General features: G+C 66.5%; 13 protein-coding genes. 8 read left to right on the forward strand and 5 right to left on the reverse strand.

The features are described from left to right. The first annotated feature begins 26 nt into the window (after nt 1-26). From AC1PLS_RS16770 to AC1PLS_RS16780, 3 genes are all read left to right on the forward strand, one after another. Complete coding sequence (locus AC1PLS_RS16770) at nt 27-2,675, forward strand: hybrid sensor histidine kinase/response regulator (protein WP_184434371.1); 2,649 nt, start codon at nt 27-29, stop codon at nt 2,673-2,675. 314 nt (nt 2,676-2,989) lie between these two features. Next, the gene (gene tcuC / locus AC1PLS_RS16775) at nt 2,990-4,069 is read left to right on the forward strand and encodes a tricarballylate/proton symporter TcuC (protein WP_481103878.1); all 1,080 of its coding nucleotides are present in this window, start codon (nt 2,990-2,992) and stop codon (nt 4,067-4,069) included. Next, complete coding sequence (locus AC1PLS_RS16780) at nt 4,066-4,845, forward strand: substrate-binding domain-containing protein (RefSeq protein WP_184433550.1); 780 nt, start codon at nt 4,066-4,068, stop codon at nt 4,843-4,845. Before tcuC ends, AC1PLS_RS16780 begins: the two co-directional genes overlap by 4 nt. Here AC1PLS_RS16780 and AC1PLS_RS16785 read toward each other — a convergent pair. Further along, complete coding sequence (locus AC1PLS_RS16785; RefSeq protein WP_184433548.1) at nt 4,837-5,739, reverse strand: LysR family transcriptional regulator; 903 nt, start codon at nt 5,737-5,739, stop codon at nt 4,837-4,839. The genes AC1PLS_RS16780 and AC1PLS_RS16785 overlap by 9 nt on opposite strands. A gap of 365 nt (nt 5,740-6,104) precedes the next feature. Here AC1PLS_RS16785 and AC1PLS_RS16790 point away from each other — a divergent pair, with 365 nt between their 5' ends. Together AC1PLS_RS16790 and AC1PLS_RS16795 are read left to right on the forward strand one after the other, a co-directional pair. Further along, nucleotides 6,105-8,225: a TonB-dependent receptor gene (locus tag AC1PLS_RS16790; protein ID WP_260300140.1), complete on the forward strand. Its 2,121-nt coding sequence runs from the start codon at nt 6,105-6,107 to the stop codon at nt 8,223-8,225. Nucleotides 8,226-8,732: 507 nt separating this feature from the next. Beyond that, nucleotides 8,733-9,803: an aldo/keto reductase gene (locus AC1PLS_RS16795; RefSeq protein ID WP_481103879.1), complete on the forward strand. Its 1,071-nt coding sequence runs from the start codon at nt 8,733-8,735 to the stop codon at nt 9,801-9,803. A gap of 199 nt (nt 9,804-10,002) precedes the next feature. On the opposite strand, the gene AC1PLS_RS16800 is transcribed toward AC1PLS_RS16795, so the two are convergent. The 4 genes from AC1PLS_RS16800 to AC1PLS_RS16815 all read right to left on the reverse strand — a co-directional run bounded on the left by AC1PLS_RS16800 (nt 10,003) and on the right by AC1PLS_RS16815 (nt 13,962). Beyond that, the gene (locus AC1PLS_RS16800; RefSeq protein WP_024938967.1) at nt 10,003-10,641 is read right to left on the reverse strand and encodes a response regulator; all 639 of its coding nucleotides are present in this window, start codon (nt 10,639-10,641) and stop codon (nt 10,003-10,005) included. 192 nt (nt 10,642-10,833) lie between these two features. Next, a complete protein-coding gene (locus tag AC1PLS_RS16805) occupies nt 10,834-11,883 on the reverse strand; it encodes an ABC transporter substrate-binding protein (protein ID WP_047127218.1) in 1,050 nt (349 codons plus the stop codon). Then, entirely contained in the window at nt 11,883-13,268 is a 1,386-nt protein-coding gene (locus AC1PLS_RS16810) for a sensor histidine kinase (protein WP_039510483.1), read from the reverse strand. The genes AC1PLS_RS16805 and AC1PLS_RS16810 overlap by 1 nt, the downstream gene beginning before the upstream one ends. Continuing rightward, a complete protein-coding gene (locus AC1PLS_RS16815) occupies nt 13,261-13,962 on the reverse strand; it encodes a response regulator (protein ID WP_104556113.1) in 702 nt (233 codons plus the stop codon). Before AC1PLS_RS16815 ends, AC1PLS_RS16810 begins: the two co-directional genes overlap by 8 nt. A gap of 243 nt (nt 13,963-14,205) precedes the next feature. Between AC1PLS_RS16815 and AC1PLS_RS16820 the strand changes: the two genes are divergently transcribed. From AC1PLS_RS16820 to phbB, 3 genes are all read left to right on the forward strand, one after another. Then, on the forward strand, nt 14,206-15,399 hold the full coding sequence (locus AC1PLS_RS16820; RefSeq protein ID WP_104544796.1) for an OprO/OprP family phosphate-selective porin: 1,194 nt from the start codon (nt 14,206-14,208) through the stop codon (nt 15,397-15,399). 102 nt (nt 15,400-15,501) lie between these two features. Beyond that, complete coding sequence (locus AC1PLS_RS16825; protein ID WP_024938963.1) at nt 15,502-16,830, forward strand: CitMHS family transporter; 1,329 nt, start codon at nt 15,502-15,504, stop codon at nt 16,828-16,830. Between the two features lie 121 nt (nt 16,831-16,951). After that, nucleotides 16,952-17,692, forward strand: coding sequence for an acetoacetyl-CoA reductase (gene phbB, locus AC1PLS_RS16830; protein ID WP_024938962.1), 741 nt, complete (start codon nt 16,952-16,954; stop codon nt 17,690-17,692). Nucleotides 17,693-18,093 lie beyond the last annotated feature (401 nt).

The following is an 18,093-nucleotide window of genomic DNA, read 5'->3' on the forward strand; positions in this document are numbered from 1 at the left end:
ATCGACGCACCGCCATACTTGTCGGCATGTACGCCTCGCAACGCCGCCGTCTGCTGCTCACCCTGACCATCGTGTTGGGCGGCGTGCTGGTGGCCATGCTGGCAGCCGGGCATTTTGTCGAACAGAACGCCCTGCACGAGGAAAGCGCCACCGTGCGGCGCCAGCTGCGCCTGTACGCGCAGGCCCTGCAGCAACGCATCGATCGCTATCGCACGCTGCCGCAGATCCTGGCGCTGGACCCGGAACTGCGCGCGGCCGTTTCCGGCCCGTTGTCGCCCGCGCAGGTGGAGCGGCTCAATCGCAAACTGGAGCGCGCCAACAATGTCACCCAATCCTCCACGCTGACGCTCATCAACCGCGACGGCATTGCGCTGGCTGCCAGCAACTGGCGCGCAGCGCGCAGCAACGTGGGCGTGGACTACGCCTTCCGCCCGTATTACCAGCAGGCATTGGCCAACGGCAGCGGCAGTTTCTACGGCATCGGCATGACCACCAGCGAACCGGGCTACTTCTTGTCGCAGGCCATCGTCGATGCCGGCGGCCAGGTGCAGGGCGTGGTGGTGATCAAGATCGCGCTGGCCGCGCTGGAACGCGAATGGCTGCAAACCCCGGACATCGTGCTGGCCTCCGACGCGCATGCGGTGGTGTTCCTGGCCAGCCGCCCGCAGTGGCGCTACCGCATGCTGGCCCCGCTGAGCCTGCGCGACCGCAGCGAATTGCGCAGCACCCGCCAGTACGCCGACCAGGGCCTGCTGCCGCTGCGACGCCGGTTGATCGAGCAGACCGGCAACGGTGGCGTGCTGGCCGAGGTCAGCGACCCACCGCTCGCCGGCCAGGTGCTGTGGCAGACACTGGAGGTGCCCGAAAGCGGCTGGCGCCTGCATCTGCTGCACGACACCCGCGCCAGCGCGGCGGCCGGCCGCGCCGCGGCGATTGCCGCGGCCGGTGCGTGGTTGGCACTGGCCTTGCTGTGGTTGTTCGTGCAGCAGCGGCGGCGCCTGTCTGCATTGCGCCAGCGCAGCCGGCACGAACTGGAAACGCTGCTGCAACAACACGCCGAAGAACTGCGTACCGCGCAGGATGGCGTGGTCACCGCCGCGCAACAGGCCAATGCCGGTCTGAGCCGCAGCCTGGAACACCTGCCGCAGGGCGTGGTGGTGATCGACGAGGCGCTCAATCTGGTGGCGTGGAATTCGCGCTATGTGGAGCTGTTCCGCTTCCCGCCAGAACTGCTGAAGATCGGCCGGCCGATCGAAGACCTGTTCCGCTTCAACGCACGCCGCGGCCTGCTCGGACCGGGGCCGATCGAAGCGGCGATCGAACGCCGCCTCAATCATCTGCGCAGCGGCAAACCGCATATGCGCGAGAGCGAAAAGGAAGACGGCACCGTGCTGGAAATCCGCGGCAATCCGCTGCCCGATGGCGGATTCGTCACCAGCTATGCCGACATCACCAGTTACAAGAACGCCGCGCGCGAGCTGCGCTCGCTGGCCGATGCACTGGAACACCGCGTGGCCGAACGGACCCGCGACCTGGCCGCGGCCAAGCGCGAGGCCGAGAGCGCCAATCGCTACAAGACCCGCTTTGTCGCCTCGGCCGTGCACGACCTGCTGCAACCGCTCAACGCCGCGCGCATGTTCGTCTCGGTCCTGCGCGGACAGGTGGGCGAGCCCGGCAGCGCGCGCGTGGTCGACAACATCGAAGGCGCGCTCGCCGCGCAGGACGCCATCCTCAACAGCCTGCTGGATATCTCGCGGCTGGAGGCCGGCAGCCTGAAGACCCAGGTGCGCGATTTCGCCATCGCCCCGCTGCTGGAAACGCTGGCCCGCGAGTTCGGCATCCTGGCCGAAGACCGCGGCCTGGTGCTGGACTGGGTGCCCACGTCCGCAGTGGTGTTGAGCGATGAAAACCTGCTGCGGCGCATCCTGCAGAACTTCCTGTCCAACGCCATCCGTTACACCCCGCGCGGGCGGGTGCTGATCGGTTGCCGTCGTCGCGGCGGCTGGCTGCGCATCGAGGTGCACGACCAGGGGCCCGGCATTCCCGAGGCCTTGCAGGAAGAGATCTTCGAAGAATTCCGGCGCCTGGATGACGGCGTGGCCAACGATCGCGGCGCCGGTCTGGGCCTGGCCATCGTCGAGCGCATCGGCCGGCTGCTCGGCCACCGCATCGGCCTGCGTTCCACGCTGGGCAGCGGCAGCGTGTTTTCGGTGACCGTGCCGCTGGGCGAACGCGCTGCCATCGTCAGGCAATTGCCGCCGCCAACCACCACCACCGCAGAAAACGCCAACGACCCGATCCTGCACGGCTGCCGCGTGTGGTGCGTGGACGACGACCCGCGCGTGTGCGAGGCCAGCCGTGCCCTGCTGGAACGCTGGGAATGCCGCGTGGACTTTGCCGGCGGACCCGACGAGGCATTGGCCACCGCCAGCCCCGACGAGGTGCCGGAGCTGTTGTTGCTGGATGTGCGCATGGGCGAGCACTACGGCCCCATGCTGCTGCCGCAGTTGGTGCAACGCTGGCAACGCGAACCGCGCGTGATCCTGGTCACCGCCGAACCCGACCCGGCGCTGCGCGAACACGCGCTCGACCTGGGCTGGGGATTCCTGACCAAGCCGGTGCGCCCGCCCGCGCTGCGCGCACTGGTCACCCAGATGTTGTTGCGGCGCGGATAGGTTGCCCGGCTGCCGGCACGGCATGCGGCCTAGCGGTTGATGCAGAGCGGAAGCACACGCGCTGCTCAGGAGCGATCTGCGCATCGGCAGCTCGAGACAGCGTTCGTTTCTACGCCCTGGATCGATAAACGCCCACGCCTCGCGGACGCCCTGCATGCACCTGCTGCGTGCCACGTTCGTCGCATCGCCGCCAGGTCGAGTCGAGCATTGCTCCGGCGTGGTTGATGTTCAACGCGCATCAGTCGATGAGAAAGCAGCAATTATCAATGCCGGCCCGCTCCACCAGAATCGATCGCCTCACCTATCAGACGCACGTGCATACCTATCGTGGAGGGCGATCTATGCAGACTTCGAACCTTGAGGCAACGCGGCAGTCGAAACTGGGGATGGTGCTGAGGGTGACCTCGGGCAACTTCCTCGAGCAGTTCGACTTCTTCCTGTTTGGTTTCTACGCAACCCAGATCGCCGCGGCGTTCTTCCCGGCGAGCAATGAATTCGCCTCGCTGATGATGACCTTCGCAGTGTTTGGCGCAGGCTTTCTGATGCGCCCGCTGGGCGCGGTGATCCTGGGCGCCTACATCGACGATGTCGGGCGCCGCAAGGGCTTGATCGTCACCCTGGCGATCATGGCCAGCGGCACGGTGCTGATCGTACTGGTGCCGGGCTATGCCAGCATCGGTTTGTGGGCACCGGCACTGGTGCTGCTCGGACGGCTGCTGCAGGGCTTCTCGGCGGGTGCCGAAATGGGCGGTGTGTCGGTGTATCTGGCCGAGATGGCAACGCCGGGGCGGCGCGGCTTCTATGCCAGTTGGCAATCGGCCAGCCAGCAGGTGGCCATCGTCGCTGCGGCCGCCATCGGCTATGCGCTCAACCAGCTGATGCCGCCGCAGGATCTGGCGCAGTGGGGCTGGCGGATTCCCTTCGCCATCGGTTGCGTCATCATCCCCTTCATCTTTTTGCTGCGGCGGCGCCTGGAAGAGACTGCGGAATTCGCGCAGCGCACCCAGCGGGTGACGATGAAGCAGGTGATGCGCGGGCTGGCGAACAATGCCGGCACCGTGATTGCCGGCGGCTTGATGGTGGCGCTGACGACGACCGCGTTCTATCTGATCACCGTGTACGCAATGATTCCCGCGCTTACCGAACTGATGCCGGCGCATGTGCGGGTGGCGGGCTTCTCGCTCGCCTACAGCCTGGCCACGGCAGTCTTTGGCGGGTTTACGCCGGTGATGTCGACCTGGCTGATCCATGTCAGCGGCGACAAGGCGGCCCCTGGGTACTGGTTGGTGTTCGCGTCGGTGTGCGCACTGTTGGCGACGCTGTTCCTGTATCGCCGGCATGGCAACGCAGCGGCAGCGACCGGCCTCGATACGGCTGCGGGAGCGGCGAAATGATGCGGGCTCTCTGGAAAAAATTGCTCGCTGCGGTTGTCACCACGGCCCTGCTGTCGCCGGCCGCAGCCGCGCAGGATCTGACCGTGATGACCTCCGGCGGTTTCACCGCCGCCTTCGAACGTCTGGCGCCGCAGTACAGCAGGCAGACCAGGGTGAAGGTTGCGACACTGCATGGCCCTTCGATGGGGCAGACGCCGCAAGCCATTCCCAACCGGCTTGCGCGTGGCGAGCATGCCGATGTGGTGATCATGGTGGGCAGCGCGCTGCAGAAACTGATCGATGCGGGACTGGTGGATCCGGCATCGCGGGTGGAGCTGGCCGATTCCCGGATCGGCATGGTGGTGCGCAGTGGCGCACCCAAGCCGCAGATCGATACCGTCGAGCAGTTCAAACACGCGTTGCTGCAGGCCGATTCCGTTGCCTATTCCGACAGCGCCAGTGGCGTCTACATCGAGACCACGCTGTTCAAGCAGCTGCAGATCCAGGGCCCGATGATGGCCAAGAGCCGCAAGATCGAACGCATCCCGGTGGGCTCGGTGGTGGCCGACGGCAGTTATCAGCTGGGCTTTCAGCAGGTGGCCGAACTGCTCCCGGTGGCAGGCGTGGATGTTGTCGGCAAGATCCCCGAACCGCTGCAGTCGATCACGCGCTATGCGGCAGGCGTGCCGGTCAGCCCGGATCATCCCGCAGCGGCCAGGCGCCTGCTTGCCTACCTGCAGTCGGGTGACGCGCAGGCGGTTGCGCGCGCGACCGGCCTGGATCCGGTCTCACCGTGAGCGCGCGGGCATCCGTCGCACCAGTTCCGCCAGTTCGAGCGCGGTCGGTGTCAGCGTCCGCCCACGGCGTTTGAGGATCCCCACGTTGCGCAACACCTCCGGTTCGACCAGCGGCACCGCCGCCAGCACCGGATGCGGGCCGGAAGGCATGGCGATCGAAGGAACGGCGGCAATGCCGACGCCAGCCTCCACCAAGCCCAGCAATGTAGTGACGTGGCGGGTTTCGCAGATGCTCGGCTGCTCCGGCGTGAATGCAGACAGCGCCCGATCCAGCACCAGCCGGTTGCCCGAGGTCTTGTCGAGCGTGATGTAGTCATGGCCATAGGCTTCCTGCCAGCTGACCTGCTCGCGCCCGGACAGGGGATGGTCCCGGCAGCAGGCAATCACATAGCGCTCCTGCAGCAACGGCTCGAACTCGACCTCCGGTGCCAGGTTGCCGCTGAAGCTGACGCCGAAATCCGCCTCGCCGGAGGCCACTGCCGCACTGACGTGACTGGCGCTGCCATCGAACAGCCTGATGCGGATCTTCGGAAACAGCTGATGCAGCCCGTGAATCGCCTGGGGCATGAAGTAGTACGCCGCAGACGGCACGCACGCCACGGTGACCGTGCCCATCCGGCTGGATCCGGCATCGCCGATGCTCATCAGCGCCATGTCCAGGTCGTCGAGCATGCGCTCGACCTGCGGCATGAACGCCTGCCCGACCGTGGTGAGCGCGACCTTGCGCGTGGTGCGCTCGAACAGCTTGACGTTCAACGCCGACTCGAGCTTGTCGATCCGGCGGCTGAGCGCCGGCTGGGTGATGCGGATGCGTTCGGCAGCGCGGCGGAAGCTGCCGTTTTCGGCAACGGCACGGAATGCCTGTAGATCGTTGAGGTCGAATTTGATGGTCACGATGCCGCGGCTGCGATGTTCGATGGCGGTCGCCATAGCATAGACAGTTGCCTGCTGCGCTGCGTGCGCAGACGCGTGCAGATGCGGCGCGCGCGGCTTGCAACATTCGTGCGTGAGGTCATCGCCGCAGGAATGCACAGGCCTGTTTCCGACGCAGGTGATACCTGCACGCGCGGCGCATGGCTCGGGCATCGCCGCGATGCTGCCAACGCGCGCATTCGCAGCGCACGACGCTGCGGCATGCCCAGCGTGGCGGCGCTCGCGCCTGCTAGAATGGCGATAATGATTCCCATTTAATCTTCACCTTTCGCGTTGCCGTGCACATGCTGCGTCTGTGCCGACCGCGCCTTGGAGTTCCTTGCCCGATGAAGTCTCCCGTCTCCGGATCGGCCGGCATGCCGTTCGTTGCCACCTTCTGCCTGCTCGCCTCTGCCACCGCGTCCGCGCAATCGGACGTCACCGACACGCTGGACACCGTGGTGGTCGCCGCCTCGCGCTCCAACATGACCGTGGCCGAATCGCCGCAGACGGTGTTGATCATCGACAAGGCGCAGATCCAGCAGCAGCTGACGATCTCCAGCAACTCCTCCGACCTGCTCGCCAACCTGATTCCCTCGTACACGCCCAGCCGCGGCAAGATGAATGGCAGCGGCGAAACCCTGCGCGGGCGCACGCCGCTGATCCTGATCGACGGCGTGCCGCAGTCCAATCCGATCCGCCCCACCGGGCGCGAAGCGCACACCATCGACTATGCGATGGTCGAGCGCATCGAAGTCATCCAGGGCGCCAATGCCATCAACGGCCTGGGCGCCACCGGCGGCACCATCAACATCATCACCCGGCGCCCACAGGACGGCTCGTTGAACCAGCACATCGACGTGCAGGCCACCGCACCTACCTCCGAAACGCGTGCGGAAACCAGCAGCGTCGAGACCCGCTACCGCGTGGACGGCCGCTCGGACAGGCTCGATTACCTGTTCTCGGCCAGCTACAGCGACCAGGGCCTGTATGTGGATGGACAAGGCCGGCCGATCGGCGCCGACAACACCCAGGGCGACCTGATGACGTCCAAGAGCTACGACGTGCTGGCCAAGCTCGGCTACGCGCTCACCGACACCCAGCGCCTGAGCGTCAGCGTCAACCGCTACCGCATCAAGAACGACAATGACTACATCGGCGTCGCCGGCAACCGCGCGCAAGGCCTGCCCACCAGCTCGGTGCGCGGCACCCCGCAAGGCACCGCGCCCTGGAACGATGTGCTGACCTCCAGCCTGTCGTACACCCATGACGATCTGGCCGGTATGCAGCTGAGCGCGATGGTGTTCAACCAGGAATTCGAAGGGCTGTTCGGCGCCGACAACTCGTCCACGTTTCAGGACCCGCGCATCGCCCCGGTCGGCACCTTGTACGACCAATCGCGTTCGGTCGCCTCCAAGTGGGGCAGCAAGATCAGCCTGACCAGGGACGACCTGCTCGACAGCCGGCTCAAGCTCACCGGCGGCGTCGACCTGCTGGCCGACACCGGCAAGCAGGATCTATACGGCACCGGGCGGACTTATGTGCCCGAGTCGGACTACCGCAATCTATCGCTGTTCGTGCAAGGCGAATACAAGCTGCTGCCCACGCTGACCCTGCACGCCGGCGTGCGCCGCGAAGAAGCCGAGTTGCAGATCGACAGCTACCAGACGCTGTGGCGCTACAACCGGGTCGCTGTCGAAGGCGGCACGCTCGACTTCAACCAGACCCTCTACAACACCGGCCTGGTCTACACGCCGCTCGAGGGTGTGAGCTTTTTCACCAGCTATTCCGAAGGCTTCGGCATGCCGGACGTGGGCCGCGTGCTGCGCGCGATCAACACGCCGGGCACGCGCGTGGCCAGCCTGAGCACGCTGGAGCCGATCCTGACCAAGAGCGTGGAAGCGGGCACCCGCCTCACGCGCGGCGCCTTCGACGCGGACCTGAGCTACTTCCAGTCCAACTCGGACCTGGGCACGCGCGTGGTGCCGATCAACGGCGCCTTCATGATGAGCCGCGAAAAGACCCGCGTGCAGGGCGTGGACGCCAGCCTGGGCTATCGCCTGGATGCGGCACATCGCCTGCGCCTGTCCTATGCCTACACCCGTGGCCGCTACGACAGCGATAACGATGGGCAGCTGGACGCACGCCTGGATGGGCTCAACGTGGCGCCCAACCGGGTGATCGCTTCGTGGTCGGCGCAGTGGACGCCGAAGTTCTCCTCGTTCGTGCAGGCCCAGCATGCCTTCAGCCAATCCTTCGACGAGGCCGACAAGCGCTTCAGCGGCTACACGCTGGTGGATGCGACCTTCAACTACGCGTTGCCGCGTGGCGCAGTGCGCATGGGTGTGTCCAACCTGTTCGACAAGCAGTACATCACCTACTACTCGCAATCGGCCCTGGTCGAACCGCTGCGCTACTTCGCAGGACGCGGCCGCACCATCACGCTGGGTTATTCGCTGGATTTCTGATGGCGTGGCGTGATTGCCAGCAGCGCGCGCGATACGCCTGCGCACGCGTGCTGCTGCGCATGGATGCCGATTCGTTGCGTCGTTTAGATGCAGTCAACAGCCTGGGCGGTCGAGGGCGCGGTGCCCTCGCCGCTTGCGGGACACCGCACAAGACAGTTTGCTGGCTGTTTTATTGAAAGCCATGCGCACCAATCAACTCGACTGGTCCTTGCCGGCCCACCCTCGCGGAACCTTACGCGGCATGGATGCCGCGTAAGAGCCTACACGGACGTACTTGCGGCGTGTCCCGCGAGGGTGGGCGGGCAAGGGCCCTGCAACGAAGTCGCAGACATCAGCGTCTTGGTCGCTCAATCGCCTCCCAGTAGCGCGCATTCCTGCGTGACGATGCCGAGGTGACGATCCGGACGATCGGGCAAGAATGCCGGATCACCAGGCTCACGCCGACCCGGCGGCCCGCGGCACAGTGCATCGCAACACGCACAACGCCACTATCGGGAGACACACCGCATGAGTCAGACACTGTCGCTGGACCACTATCGCCTGCTTGGCCGCTCCGGCCTGCGCGTCTCGCCGCTGTCGCTGGGCACCATGACCTTCGGCGAAGACTGGGGCTGGGGCGCGGACGCGGACGAAGCCAGGCGCATCTTCGATGCGTATGCCGACCGCGGCGGCAATTTCATCGACACCGCAGTCAACTACACCAACGGCGGCTCCGAGCGCATCCTCGGCGCGCTGCTCAAGCACCGCCGCGAGCGCTTCGTGCTGGCCACCAAGTTCACCATGGCGCGCGATCCGGACAACATCAACGCCGGCGGCAATCATCGCCTCAACCTGATCCGCTCGGTGGAGACCAGCCTGCGCCAGCTCGACACCGACCGCATCGACCTGCTGTACCTGCACGCCTGGGATTTCACCACCTCGCCGGAGGAAGTGATGCGCGGGATGGAGCATCTGGTGCAGTCGGGCAAGGTGCTCTACCTCGGCATCTGCAACACCCCGGCCTGGCGGGTGGCGCAGTTGCAGACACTGGCCGACCTGCGTGGCTGGTCGCCGCTGGTGGCGCTGCAGATCGAATACAGCCTGGTCGAGCGCAGCGTCGAACACGAGCTGCTGCCGATGGCACGCGAGCTGGGCCTGGGCGTGCTGCCATGGTCGCCGCTGGGCGGTGGCATCCTGACCGGCAAGTACAGCCGCGCCGATCTCTCCGACGACAACGCGGCCGAGGTCTCGACCAGCCGCAAGGGCGTGATCGCCTCGACCGGGCATCTCAATGCACGCTCGCTGGAGATCGCCGATGCGGTCGGTGCGGTCGCCGAGGGACTGGGCGCCTCGCGCTCGCAGGTGGCGCTGGCCTGGACCTTGCGCAATCCGGCCGTGGTCTCGCCGGTGATGGGCGCGCGCACGCTGCAGCAGGCCGAGGACAACTTCGGTGCGCTGGAAATCGTCTTGAGCGATGAACACCTGGCTCGGCTGGATCGGATCAGCGCGCTGGCGCCGATCTTCCCGGAACGCTTTATCGGCCGGCCCATGGCGCAGCAACTCATCTACGGCACCTACAAGGTGCAGTTACGCAGTTGATGGATGCATCGCCGACGGACGATCCGTCGGCAGCGATGCACTGCCTCACGTGCAATGATTTTTCATCGACAACGGCACGACCGATCAATCCGTCGCGTCATCGCGCGTTTGCATCGCCGTTATGCACGGCGCTGCGTCCCAGCACGTCATCGTCATCGTCATCGCAAAACACGATGCAGCACACGATCACCAGGAGCGATCAGCCCTCGCCTTCCGGCTCCAGCGCCTTGACCAGCACTGCCGCCTGCGTGCGGCTGTAGCAGTCCAGTTTCTTCAGGATGGCGGTGACGTGCACCTTGACAGTGTTCTCGGCCAGCCCGAGTTCGTGTGCGATCTGCTTGTTGAGCAGGCCATCGGCCAGGCTCAGCAGCACGCGGAACTGTTGCGGGGTGAGCTGGGCGAGCTTGGAGGCCAGTTGCGCGTCGGCCTCCGAGCGCTCGGCAGTCATCGGCGGGAACCAGGTGCCGCCCTCCAGCACGCTGGCCACCGCAGTGCCGATCGATTCGGCCGGGGTGGATTTGGGAATGAAGCCGGCCGCGCCGAACTGCTGCGCGCGCCGGATCACGCGTGGGTGATCGTTGGAAGAGATCACCACCACCGGGATGTCCGGATGCTCGCCACGCACGTGCAGCAGCGCCGAGAAGCCGCGTGCGCCCGGCATCGCCAGGTCCAGCAGCACCAGCTCGGCCTGGGGGTGCGAGCGCAGCATCGCGCTCAGCGTGGCGGCGCTGGAGGCCTCCACCACATCGGCCTGCGGCAGGGTCTGCTGCAGCACGTGGATCACGGCGGCACGGAACAACGGGTGGTCGTCGGCGACGAGGATGGTGAGATCGGCCATGCGCCAAGTCTGGCACATGGCTGTGTCGGTTTCCCGCGTCAGGACATCCATCCCCGCCTCGCTGCGCGGGCATCCGGCCTGCCGGGCAGCCAGCATGGGCGTGGAAATCGCCGCCTCCATGCCCTGCACGCCAAGGCCGGCAGCGCACATCGCACCGGCATGCGGCCGTTCGCGCAGTTCGTCGGCGCTCGCCTAGCGCGGCGGCTGCGTGCTGGCCCGCCAGGCATCCAGGAACTGCCGGCGTTTGAGCTTGTCCAGATACACCAGCAGGCCGGGGCCAAGCGGGATCGGCCGGAACGGCGGCTGCGCCGAGCCGCCGCGGCCGCCGGCGGCCGGCAGGATCGGCATCAGCCGCGCCTCGCGCGAGAGCACCTGCTGGCCGCGTGGCGAGAGCAGGTAATCCAGGAACCTGCGCGCCTCCGGCGCGTGCGGTGCAGTCCTGGGGATCACCGCAGTGCGCAAGGCCACCAGCGTGTAGTCCTGCGGCTGCACGATGCCCAGCGGCGCGCCGGCGTCGATGCGCGTCTGCGCGTAGGAGCCGAGCACGTTGTAGGCCAGCAGCAGCTCGCCACGGCTGACGCGGTCGAGCAAGGTGCCGGTGCGTTCTTCCAGCCTGACCTGGTTGGCCCCCAACGCGGCCAGCAACGCGCCGGCGATGCTGCCGACCTGCCCGTCCTGGGTGGCGAACAGATAGCCCACGCCGCTGCGCTCGACATCGTAGGTGCCGACCCGGCCGCGCAGCGGCGCGTCGGGCGCGCGCAGCAAGGCCAGCAACTGCCGGCGTGTGCGCGGCACCCGCGCGGCGGCCAGCTTGCGTGTGTTGTAGACGATCGCCACCGGCTCGTAGCTGATGCCGAACACTTCGTGCCGCCACTGCGCCCACGCCGGCAGCGCTTCGGTCTGCGCGGAGCGATGCGCGAGCGCGTGGCCGTCGTTCACCAGCTTGGTCTGCAGGTCCATGCTGGCGCTGATCAGCATGTCGGCGGCAGCCGTGGCCTTGCCCGGATGCAGATAGCGCTCGTAGATGTCCCAGGCAATCACGTCCTCGTAGATCACCTCGGTGCCCGGATGCAGGCGCTGGTAGTCCTGGATGACCGCGCCGAACACTTCCAGATCGGTGGAGCCTTGTACGCGTAATTGCGCCTGTTTCGGGCCGTGCGCGGGAAACACCCGCACATCGCCGGGCGCGGCGCGCGCAACAACCGGCGCCAGCAAGACCACCATCAGCAACAGCACGCGCATCACCGCGTCCCTCCAGGAAAATGCAACGAGGCGATCAGCCCGCCACCGACGCGGTTGCTCAGATCGATGCGCCCGCCGTGCGCTTCGACCACGCGCTTGACGATGGCCAGCCCCAGCCCCGCGCCGCCGGCCGGCGCATCCGGCCCGCGGACGAAACGCTCGAACACGCGCTCGGCTTCGGCGGCGGGAATGCCGGGGCCGTGATCGGCGATGGTCAGCACGTGATGGCTGCCGTCGCTGGTGAGCGCCACCTGCAATGGTGCCCCGGCACCGTATTTGCAGGCGTTGTCGATCAGGTTCTTCAGCGCCTCGCGCAGCAGCAACGCATCGCCGCGCAGCAGTGCCGGTTGCGGATCGATCGCCAGGTGCACGCGCGGTGCGCCGTCGCTGCGCGGCAAGGCCTCGTGCAAGGCCTGGTGCAGCACTTCGGCCAGGTCCACGGTGGCAAAGCGCTGCAAGTTGGCGCGGTGGATCACGCTGGCGTCGCTGAGCAATTGATTGAGCAGCCGGCTCATATGGCTGGCATTGCGCTCGATCGCCACCAGGCTGCGTTGCATCTCGCGCGGGTCGTCGTCGTCCATCGCCAGCTGCGCCTGAGCGCGCAAGGCGGCCAGCGGCGTGCGCATCTGGTGCGCGGCTTCGGCCATGAAGGCGCGCAGGGTTTCGTTGCTGGACGACAGCCGCGCCATGAAGCGATTGAGCGCGGTCACCATCAACTGCATTTCCTGCGGCGCCGGCACGCTGAGCGGTTTCAGATCGGAGGGCTCGCGCCGCGACAGGTCGCGCTCGATACGCTGCAACGGGCGCAGGGCGCGATACACGCCCAGCCACACCAGGCCCAGGGCGAGCAGCGACAGCACGCCGATCGCCACCAGCGCGTTGAGCACCACATCGCGTGCCACCGCATCGCGGGCGCGCCGGGTCTGACCGACCTGCACGCGCACCTCGCCCTGCCCGGAGGCCGATGCCACCCGATGCATCACCACCGCAAAGCGCACCGGCTCGCCGCTGTAGTCGGCATCGAACAGCACCGGGCGCTCGTCGCCGGGCGCACGCGCCGGCAACGGCAAGCTCTCTTCGCCGGTGATGGTGCGGCCTTGCGCATCGAACACGCGGTAGAACACGCGGTCTTCCGGTGCCATGCCGAGCAGGTCCAGCGAGGCATACGGCAGGTCCACCTGCCAGTCGCCGCCGACCAGCGCCACGCTGTCGACGATGGACAGGGCCGAGGACACCAGCAGGTGGTCGTAGGAGCGGTTGGCGGCCCGCTCGCCGTAGTCGCGTGCGGCAAAGAACAGCACCACCGCGCCCAGCACCGACAGGCTGCCCAGATACAGCAGCAAGGTGCGCCGGATCGACGGTGCCACCATGCGCGGCTCAGCCATCGAGGCCCGGCTCCACCGGCGCATGCGGATCGGCTTCTTCGAGCTTGTAGCCGGCGCCGCGCACGGTGACGATGCGCAACGGCGCGCCCGCCAGCTTGCGACGCAGGCGGCCGACATACAGCTCGATCGCATTCGGCCCGGCATCGTCGTCGAAACCGAACAAGCCGTTGCCGATCTCGTCCTTGCCCACCACATGGCCCAGGCGCCCGATCAGGATCTCGAACAGGCGGTATTCGCGATTGGGCAACTCGATCGGCACCCCGTCCAGCACCAGCGTGTGCGCGGCGTTGTCGAACACGAACCCGCCGATCTGCACCACCTCGCTGGCCTGCCCGCGGTTGCGCCGCAGCAGCACCCGGCAACGCGCCTCGAACTCGCGGAAATCGAACGGCTTGCCCAGGTAGTCGTCGGCCCCGACATCCAGCGCCTGCACGCGGTCTTCGATGCCATCGCGCGCGGTCAGCATCAGCACTGGCGTGGTATCGCCACGCTCGCGCATCCCGGCCAGCACGCGCAACCCATCCAGCTTGGGCAGGCCGATATCCAGCACCACCAGATCGAAGCTCTGATAGCGCAGCACACTCGCCGCCGCCAGGCCATCGGACTGCCAATCCACCGCATGCCCGCTACGGCGCATGCGCCGCACGATGGCATCGGCGAGATCGGCGTTGTCTTCGACTAGCAGCAGGCGCATGGGCGGGGATTGGGGAGTCGGGATTGGGGATTCGCAAAGGCAACGCTCTCGCGGCCGGAAGGTAACAGGCCACGCAAACAAAAGCTTCTTTGGCTCTTGCCAATCCCCAATCCCAACTCCCCAATCCCCGCCCAAACGACAGGTCCATGACAGCTTCACCGGACTAGGCTGCTGCCAACGCGCCGCAGCGTGCTTGTGCGGTGCATCGCTGAACGTGATTCACACATGTACCTGGGAGGGTCTGTGAGCAACGACACCTTGCGTCTGCGCGTCTTCACCACCTGCGCCGCGCTGTGCCTGGCACCGGCGGCGCATGCGGCCGAGGGCGACGGCCCGGTCACCGCCGAGGTGGGTGGGCGCGTGCATTGGGACTTCACCGTGTTCGACAACGACGAACGCGGCACGCCCGAGCGCAACGACACCCAGTTCCGCCGCGTGTGGCTGGATGTGGCCGGCAAGTTCTACGGTTTCACCTACAAGGCCGAGGCGGAATTTGCCGGCCTGCAATACGAGTCCGGCAGCCGCGGCATCCTGGCGCGCGATGTGTACGTCGCCAAGAAGTTTTCCGCCGGTACGCTGACCGTGGGCCAGTTCAAGCAATATTTCTCGCTGGACGATCGCACCGGCTCCAACTACGGCCCGTTCCTGGAACGCGGCTATGCCTCCACCACGCTGGCGCCGATCTATCGCAAGGCGATCTCCTGGCAGGCCAATCGCCCCGATGCGACCTGGTCCACCGCGGCCTACAGCCTGGAAAGCATCGACAATTCCTCGACCAAGGGCGGCGCGCTCGGCACGCGGCTGACCTTCGCACCGGAGATGGGCGAGGCACGGCTGCGCCACCTGGGCGTGTCGCTGGCGCACGAGCGCTATTCGCATCCGGGCAGCGGCGGCGCGGCGTCCCTGTTGATCCGGCCACGTCCGGAAAACGATCTGGCCAACAACAGCCGCATCACCCTGGCGCGCTTTGCCGATGGCCGCGATACCGATTTCGATAAATGGTCGCTGGAATACGCCGAAGTGCTGGGCCCATGGTCGTGGCAGAGCGAATTCAGCGGCGGCCTGCTCGACGACGGCTCCCAGCATGCCAAGGTGTTGGCCAGCTACGGCCTGGTCAGCTGGTTCGTCACCGGCGAGTCGCGCGGCTACGACCGCAAGACCGGACGTTTCAGCCGGATCAAGACGCCCAATCGCCCCTCCGGCGCGTTCGAGCTGGCCTTGCGCTACGACTACATGCGCGGCGATCAGCATCTGGATGGCCAACCCGACTTCATCAATGCCAGCACGCAGTCGTGGACGCTGGGCGGCAACTGGTATTTCAAGCCGAACCTGCGCGTGATGCTCAATGTGATCGACAGCCGCAACCGCGACCGCATGGCCGATGCGGTGGTCGATCACACGCTGGCGGTGACCGGCCGCTTCCAGTACGACTTCTGACCGTTTGCCTGACCTTCGCACGATGCGTCACCGCTGCCGCAATGCACCCGCCGCCGCGCGCTCCACTCTCCCCCTGCTGTACGCCTCAAAGGATTTGCCCGCATGCTGACCGCGCTCGGTTTCGGAATGGTGATCACCTTCATGTACCTGATCATGAGCAAGCGGCTGTCGCCGCTGGTGGCTCTGATCACGGTGCCGATCGTGTTCGCGCTGCTGGGCGGCTTCGGCACCGGCATCAACGAGATGATGCTCGACGGCATCAAGAAGATCGCGCCCACCGGCGTGATGCTGATGTTCGCCATCCTCTACTTCGGCGTGATGATCGATGCCGGCCTGTTCGATCCGCTGGTCGGCCGCATCCTGCGCCTGGTCAAGGGCGATCCGCTGAAGATCGTGATGGGCACGGCGATCCTGGCAATGTTGATCTCGCTCGACGGCGATGGCTCCACCACCTACATGATCACCGTGTCGGCGATGCTGCCGCTGTACCAGCGCCTGGGCATGAACGCGCTCAACCTCACCTGCGTGACCATCCTGGCCAGCGGCGTGATGAACCTGACCCCGTGGGGCGGCCCCACCGCGCGTGCCGCCACCGCCCTGCATGTGGATCCGGCCGATGTATTCGTGCCGCTGGTGCCGGCGATGGCGATGGCGATCGCCGGCATCCTCACGCTGGCCTGGTTTCTGGGCATGCGCGAACGGCGCCGCCTGGGCGTGGTGCGCCTGCCGGCCGACGGCAACTGGCTGGACACCAGCATCCCCGAAGAAAGCGATGCACTGCCGCGCGTGGAAGACACCGAGGACATGAAGCGGCCCAAGCTGCTGTGGGTGAACCTGCTCCTGACCCTGGCGCTGATGGCCGCGCTGGTGGTCGGCGTGCTGCCGATGCCGGTGCTGTTCATGATCGGCTTTGCGCTGGCACTGATGATCAACTACCCCAACCTGGCCGAGCAGCGCCGCCGCCTGGTCAATCACGCCGGTAACGTGCTGTCGGTGGTGTCGCTGATCTTCGCCGCCGGCATCTTCACCGGCATCCTGTCCAACACCGGCATGGTCGAAGCGATGTCGCGCAGCTTCCTGGCGGTGATCCCGGACAGCTGGGGCCCGTATCTGGCGGTGATCACCGCGATCGTCAGCATGCCGTTTACGTTCTTCATGTCCAACGACGCGTTCTACTTCGGCGTGCTGCCGATCCTGTCCGAGGCCGCCGGCCACTACGGCATCACCCCGGTGGAAATGGCGCGCGCCTCGCTGGCCGGGCAACCGGTGCATCTGCTCAGCCCGCTGGTGCCATCGACCTATCTGCTGGTCGGCCTGGCCAAGGTCGACTTCGCCGACCATCAACGCTTCACGCTGAAGTGGGCGGTGCTGATCTCCCTGCTGATGTTGGCGGGCGGGTTGTTGTTTGGCCTGTTTCCGTTGGCGCGCTAGCCGCGCGCCGGGATTCGGCATTCGGGATTGGGGATTCGCCAAAGCCAGAGCGAACCAATGCCCGCTGTTACGAATCCCCTCATCCCCAATCCCAAATCCCAACTCCGAAGGAGTTCAAGCAATGACACTTCGCATCGCATACGTCACCAGTGGCATGGGCAGTGTGGGTACCGCGATCTGCCAGAAGCTGGCGCGCAGCGGGCATACCGTAGTCGCCGGTTGCGGGCCCAATTCGCCGCGCAAGACCTCCTGGCTGCGCGAACAGCGCGAGCAGGGCTTCGAGTTCGTCGCCTCCGAAGGCAATGCCGCCGATTGGGATTCCACCGTGGCCGCGTTCGCCAAGGTCAAGGCCGAGGTCGGCGAGATCGATGTGCTGGTCAACAACGCCGGTGGTAGCCGCGACACCTTGTTCCGGCAGATGAGCCGCGACGACTGGAACGCGGTGATCGCCAGCAACCTGCATTCCCTGTTCAACATCACCAAGCAGGTGGTCGACGGCATGACCGCGCGCGGCTGGGGACGCATCGTCAACATCGGCTCGGTCAGTGCGCACAAGGGCCAGATCGGGCAGATCAATTTCGCCACCGCCAAGGCGGCGATGCATGGCTTCAGCCGCGCCCTGGCGCAGGAAGTGGCCTCGCGCGGGGTCACCGTCAACACCATCTCGCCGGGCTATATCGCCAGCGCCTCGATCAGCAGTTTCCCACCCGACGTGCTCGACCGCCTGGCCACCTCGGTGCCGATCCGCCGGCTCGGCAAACCGGCCGAAGTCGCCGGGCTGTGCGCCTGGCTCGCCTCCGATGAGGCCGCCTACGTGACCGGCGCCGACTATGCGGTCAACGGCGGTCTGTACATGGGTTGAGAGCCGCTGACAGAACGTAGACAGAACGTAGCGAGCGGCCGTCAGGTCGATGCGGACGACACGCTCGAGTAGGACTCGTGTGGAGGATACATGCCGGCTCCGAACACCCAGCGCGCCAGCCGAGCGCTGAGCGCAGTCCTTGCTAGTGGCGGTGAAGCATCACCGCTCTGACGCATCACTGCTCTGATGGTCAACTGCTCTGCTCTGATGGTCAACTGCTCTGAAGCCTCACTCCCCTGAAGCCTCACTCCCCTGAAGCCTCACCGCTCCAAAGCCCCCCGCTAGTCGTGGCCGCTGTCATGCACGCCCCGCGCGCCTGCCGCTTGCATGCAGGTGCGTGATTGCGTTTGACCAGCGCGCACAAGCGGGCGCCACTGCGTCGATCAACCCGCCTCCAGCGC

Source organism: Xanthomonas sp. NCPPB 3218 (genome assembly GCF_056725185.1).

What these genes read in the sequence shown, in the direction of transcription:
- AC1PLS_RS16770 (WP_184434371.1), top strand. Translation starts at nt 27, where the DNA reads ATGTACGCCTCGCAACGCCGCCGTCTGCTGCTCACCCTGACCATCGTG.
- AC1PLS_RS16780 (WP_184433550.1), top strand. Translation starts at nt 4,066, where the DNA reads ATGATGCGGGCTCTCTGGAAAAAATTGCTCGCTGCGGTTGTCACCACG.
- AC1PLS_RS16790 (WP_260300140.1), top strand. Translation starts at nt 6,105, where the DNA reads ATGAAGTCTCCCGTCTCCGGATCGGCCGGCATGCCGTTCGTTGCCACC.
- AC1PLS_RS16795 (WP_481103879.1), top strand. Translation starts at nt 8,733, where the DNA reads ATGAGTCAGACACTGTCGCTGGACCACTATCGCCTGCTTGGCCGCTCC.
- AC1PLS_RS16800 (WP_024938967.1), bottom strand. Translation starts at nt 10,641, where the DNA reads ATGGCCGATCTCACCATCCTCGTCGCCGACGACCACCCGTTGTTCCGT.
- AC1PLS_RS16805 (WP_047127218.1), bottom strand. Translation starts at nt 11,883, where the DNA reads ATGCGCGTGCTGTTGCTGATGGTGGTCTTGCTGGCGCCGGTTGTTGCG.
- AC1PLS_RS16810 (WP_039510483.1), bottom strand. Translation starts at nt 13,268, where the DNA reads ATGGCTGAGCCGCGCATGGTGGCACCGTCGATCCGGCGCACCTTGCTG.
- AC1PLS_RS16815 (WP_104556113.1), bottom strand. Translation starts at nt 13,962, where the DNA reads ATGCGCCTGCTGCTAGTCGAAGACAACGCCGATCTCGCCGATGCCATC.
- AC1PLS_RS16825 (WP_024938963.1), top strand. Translation starts at nt 15,502, where the DNA reads ATGCTGACCGCGCTCGGTTTCGGAATGGTGATCACCTTCATGTACCTG.
- phbB (WP_024938962.1), top strand. Translation starts at nt 16,952, where the DNA reads ATGACACTTCGCATCGCATACGTCACCAGTGGCATGGGCAGTGTGGGT.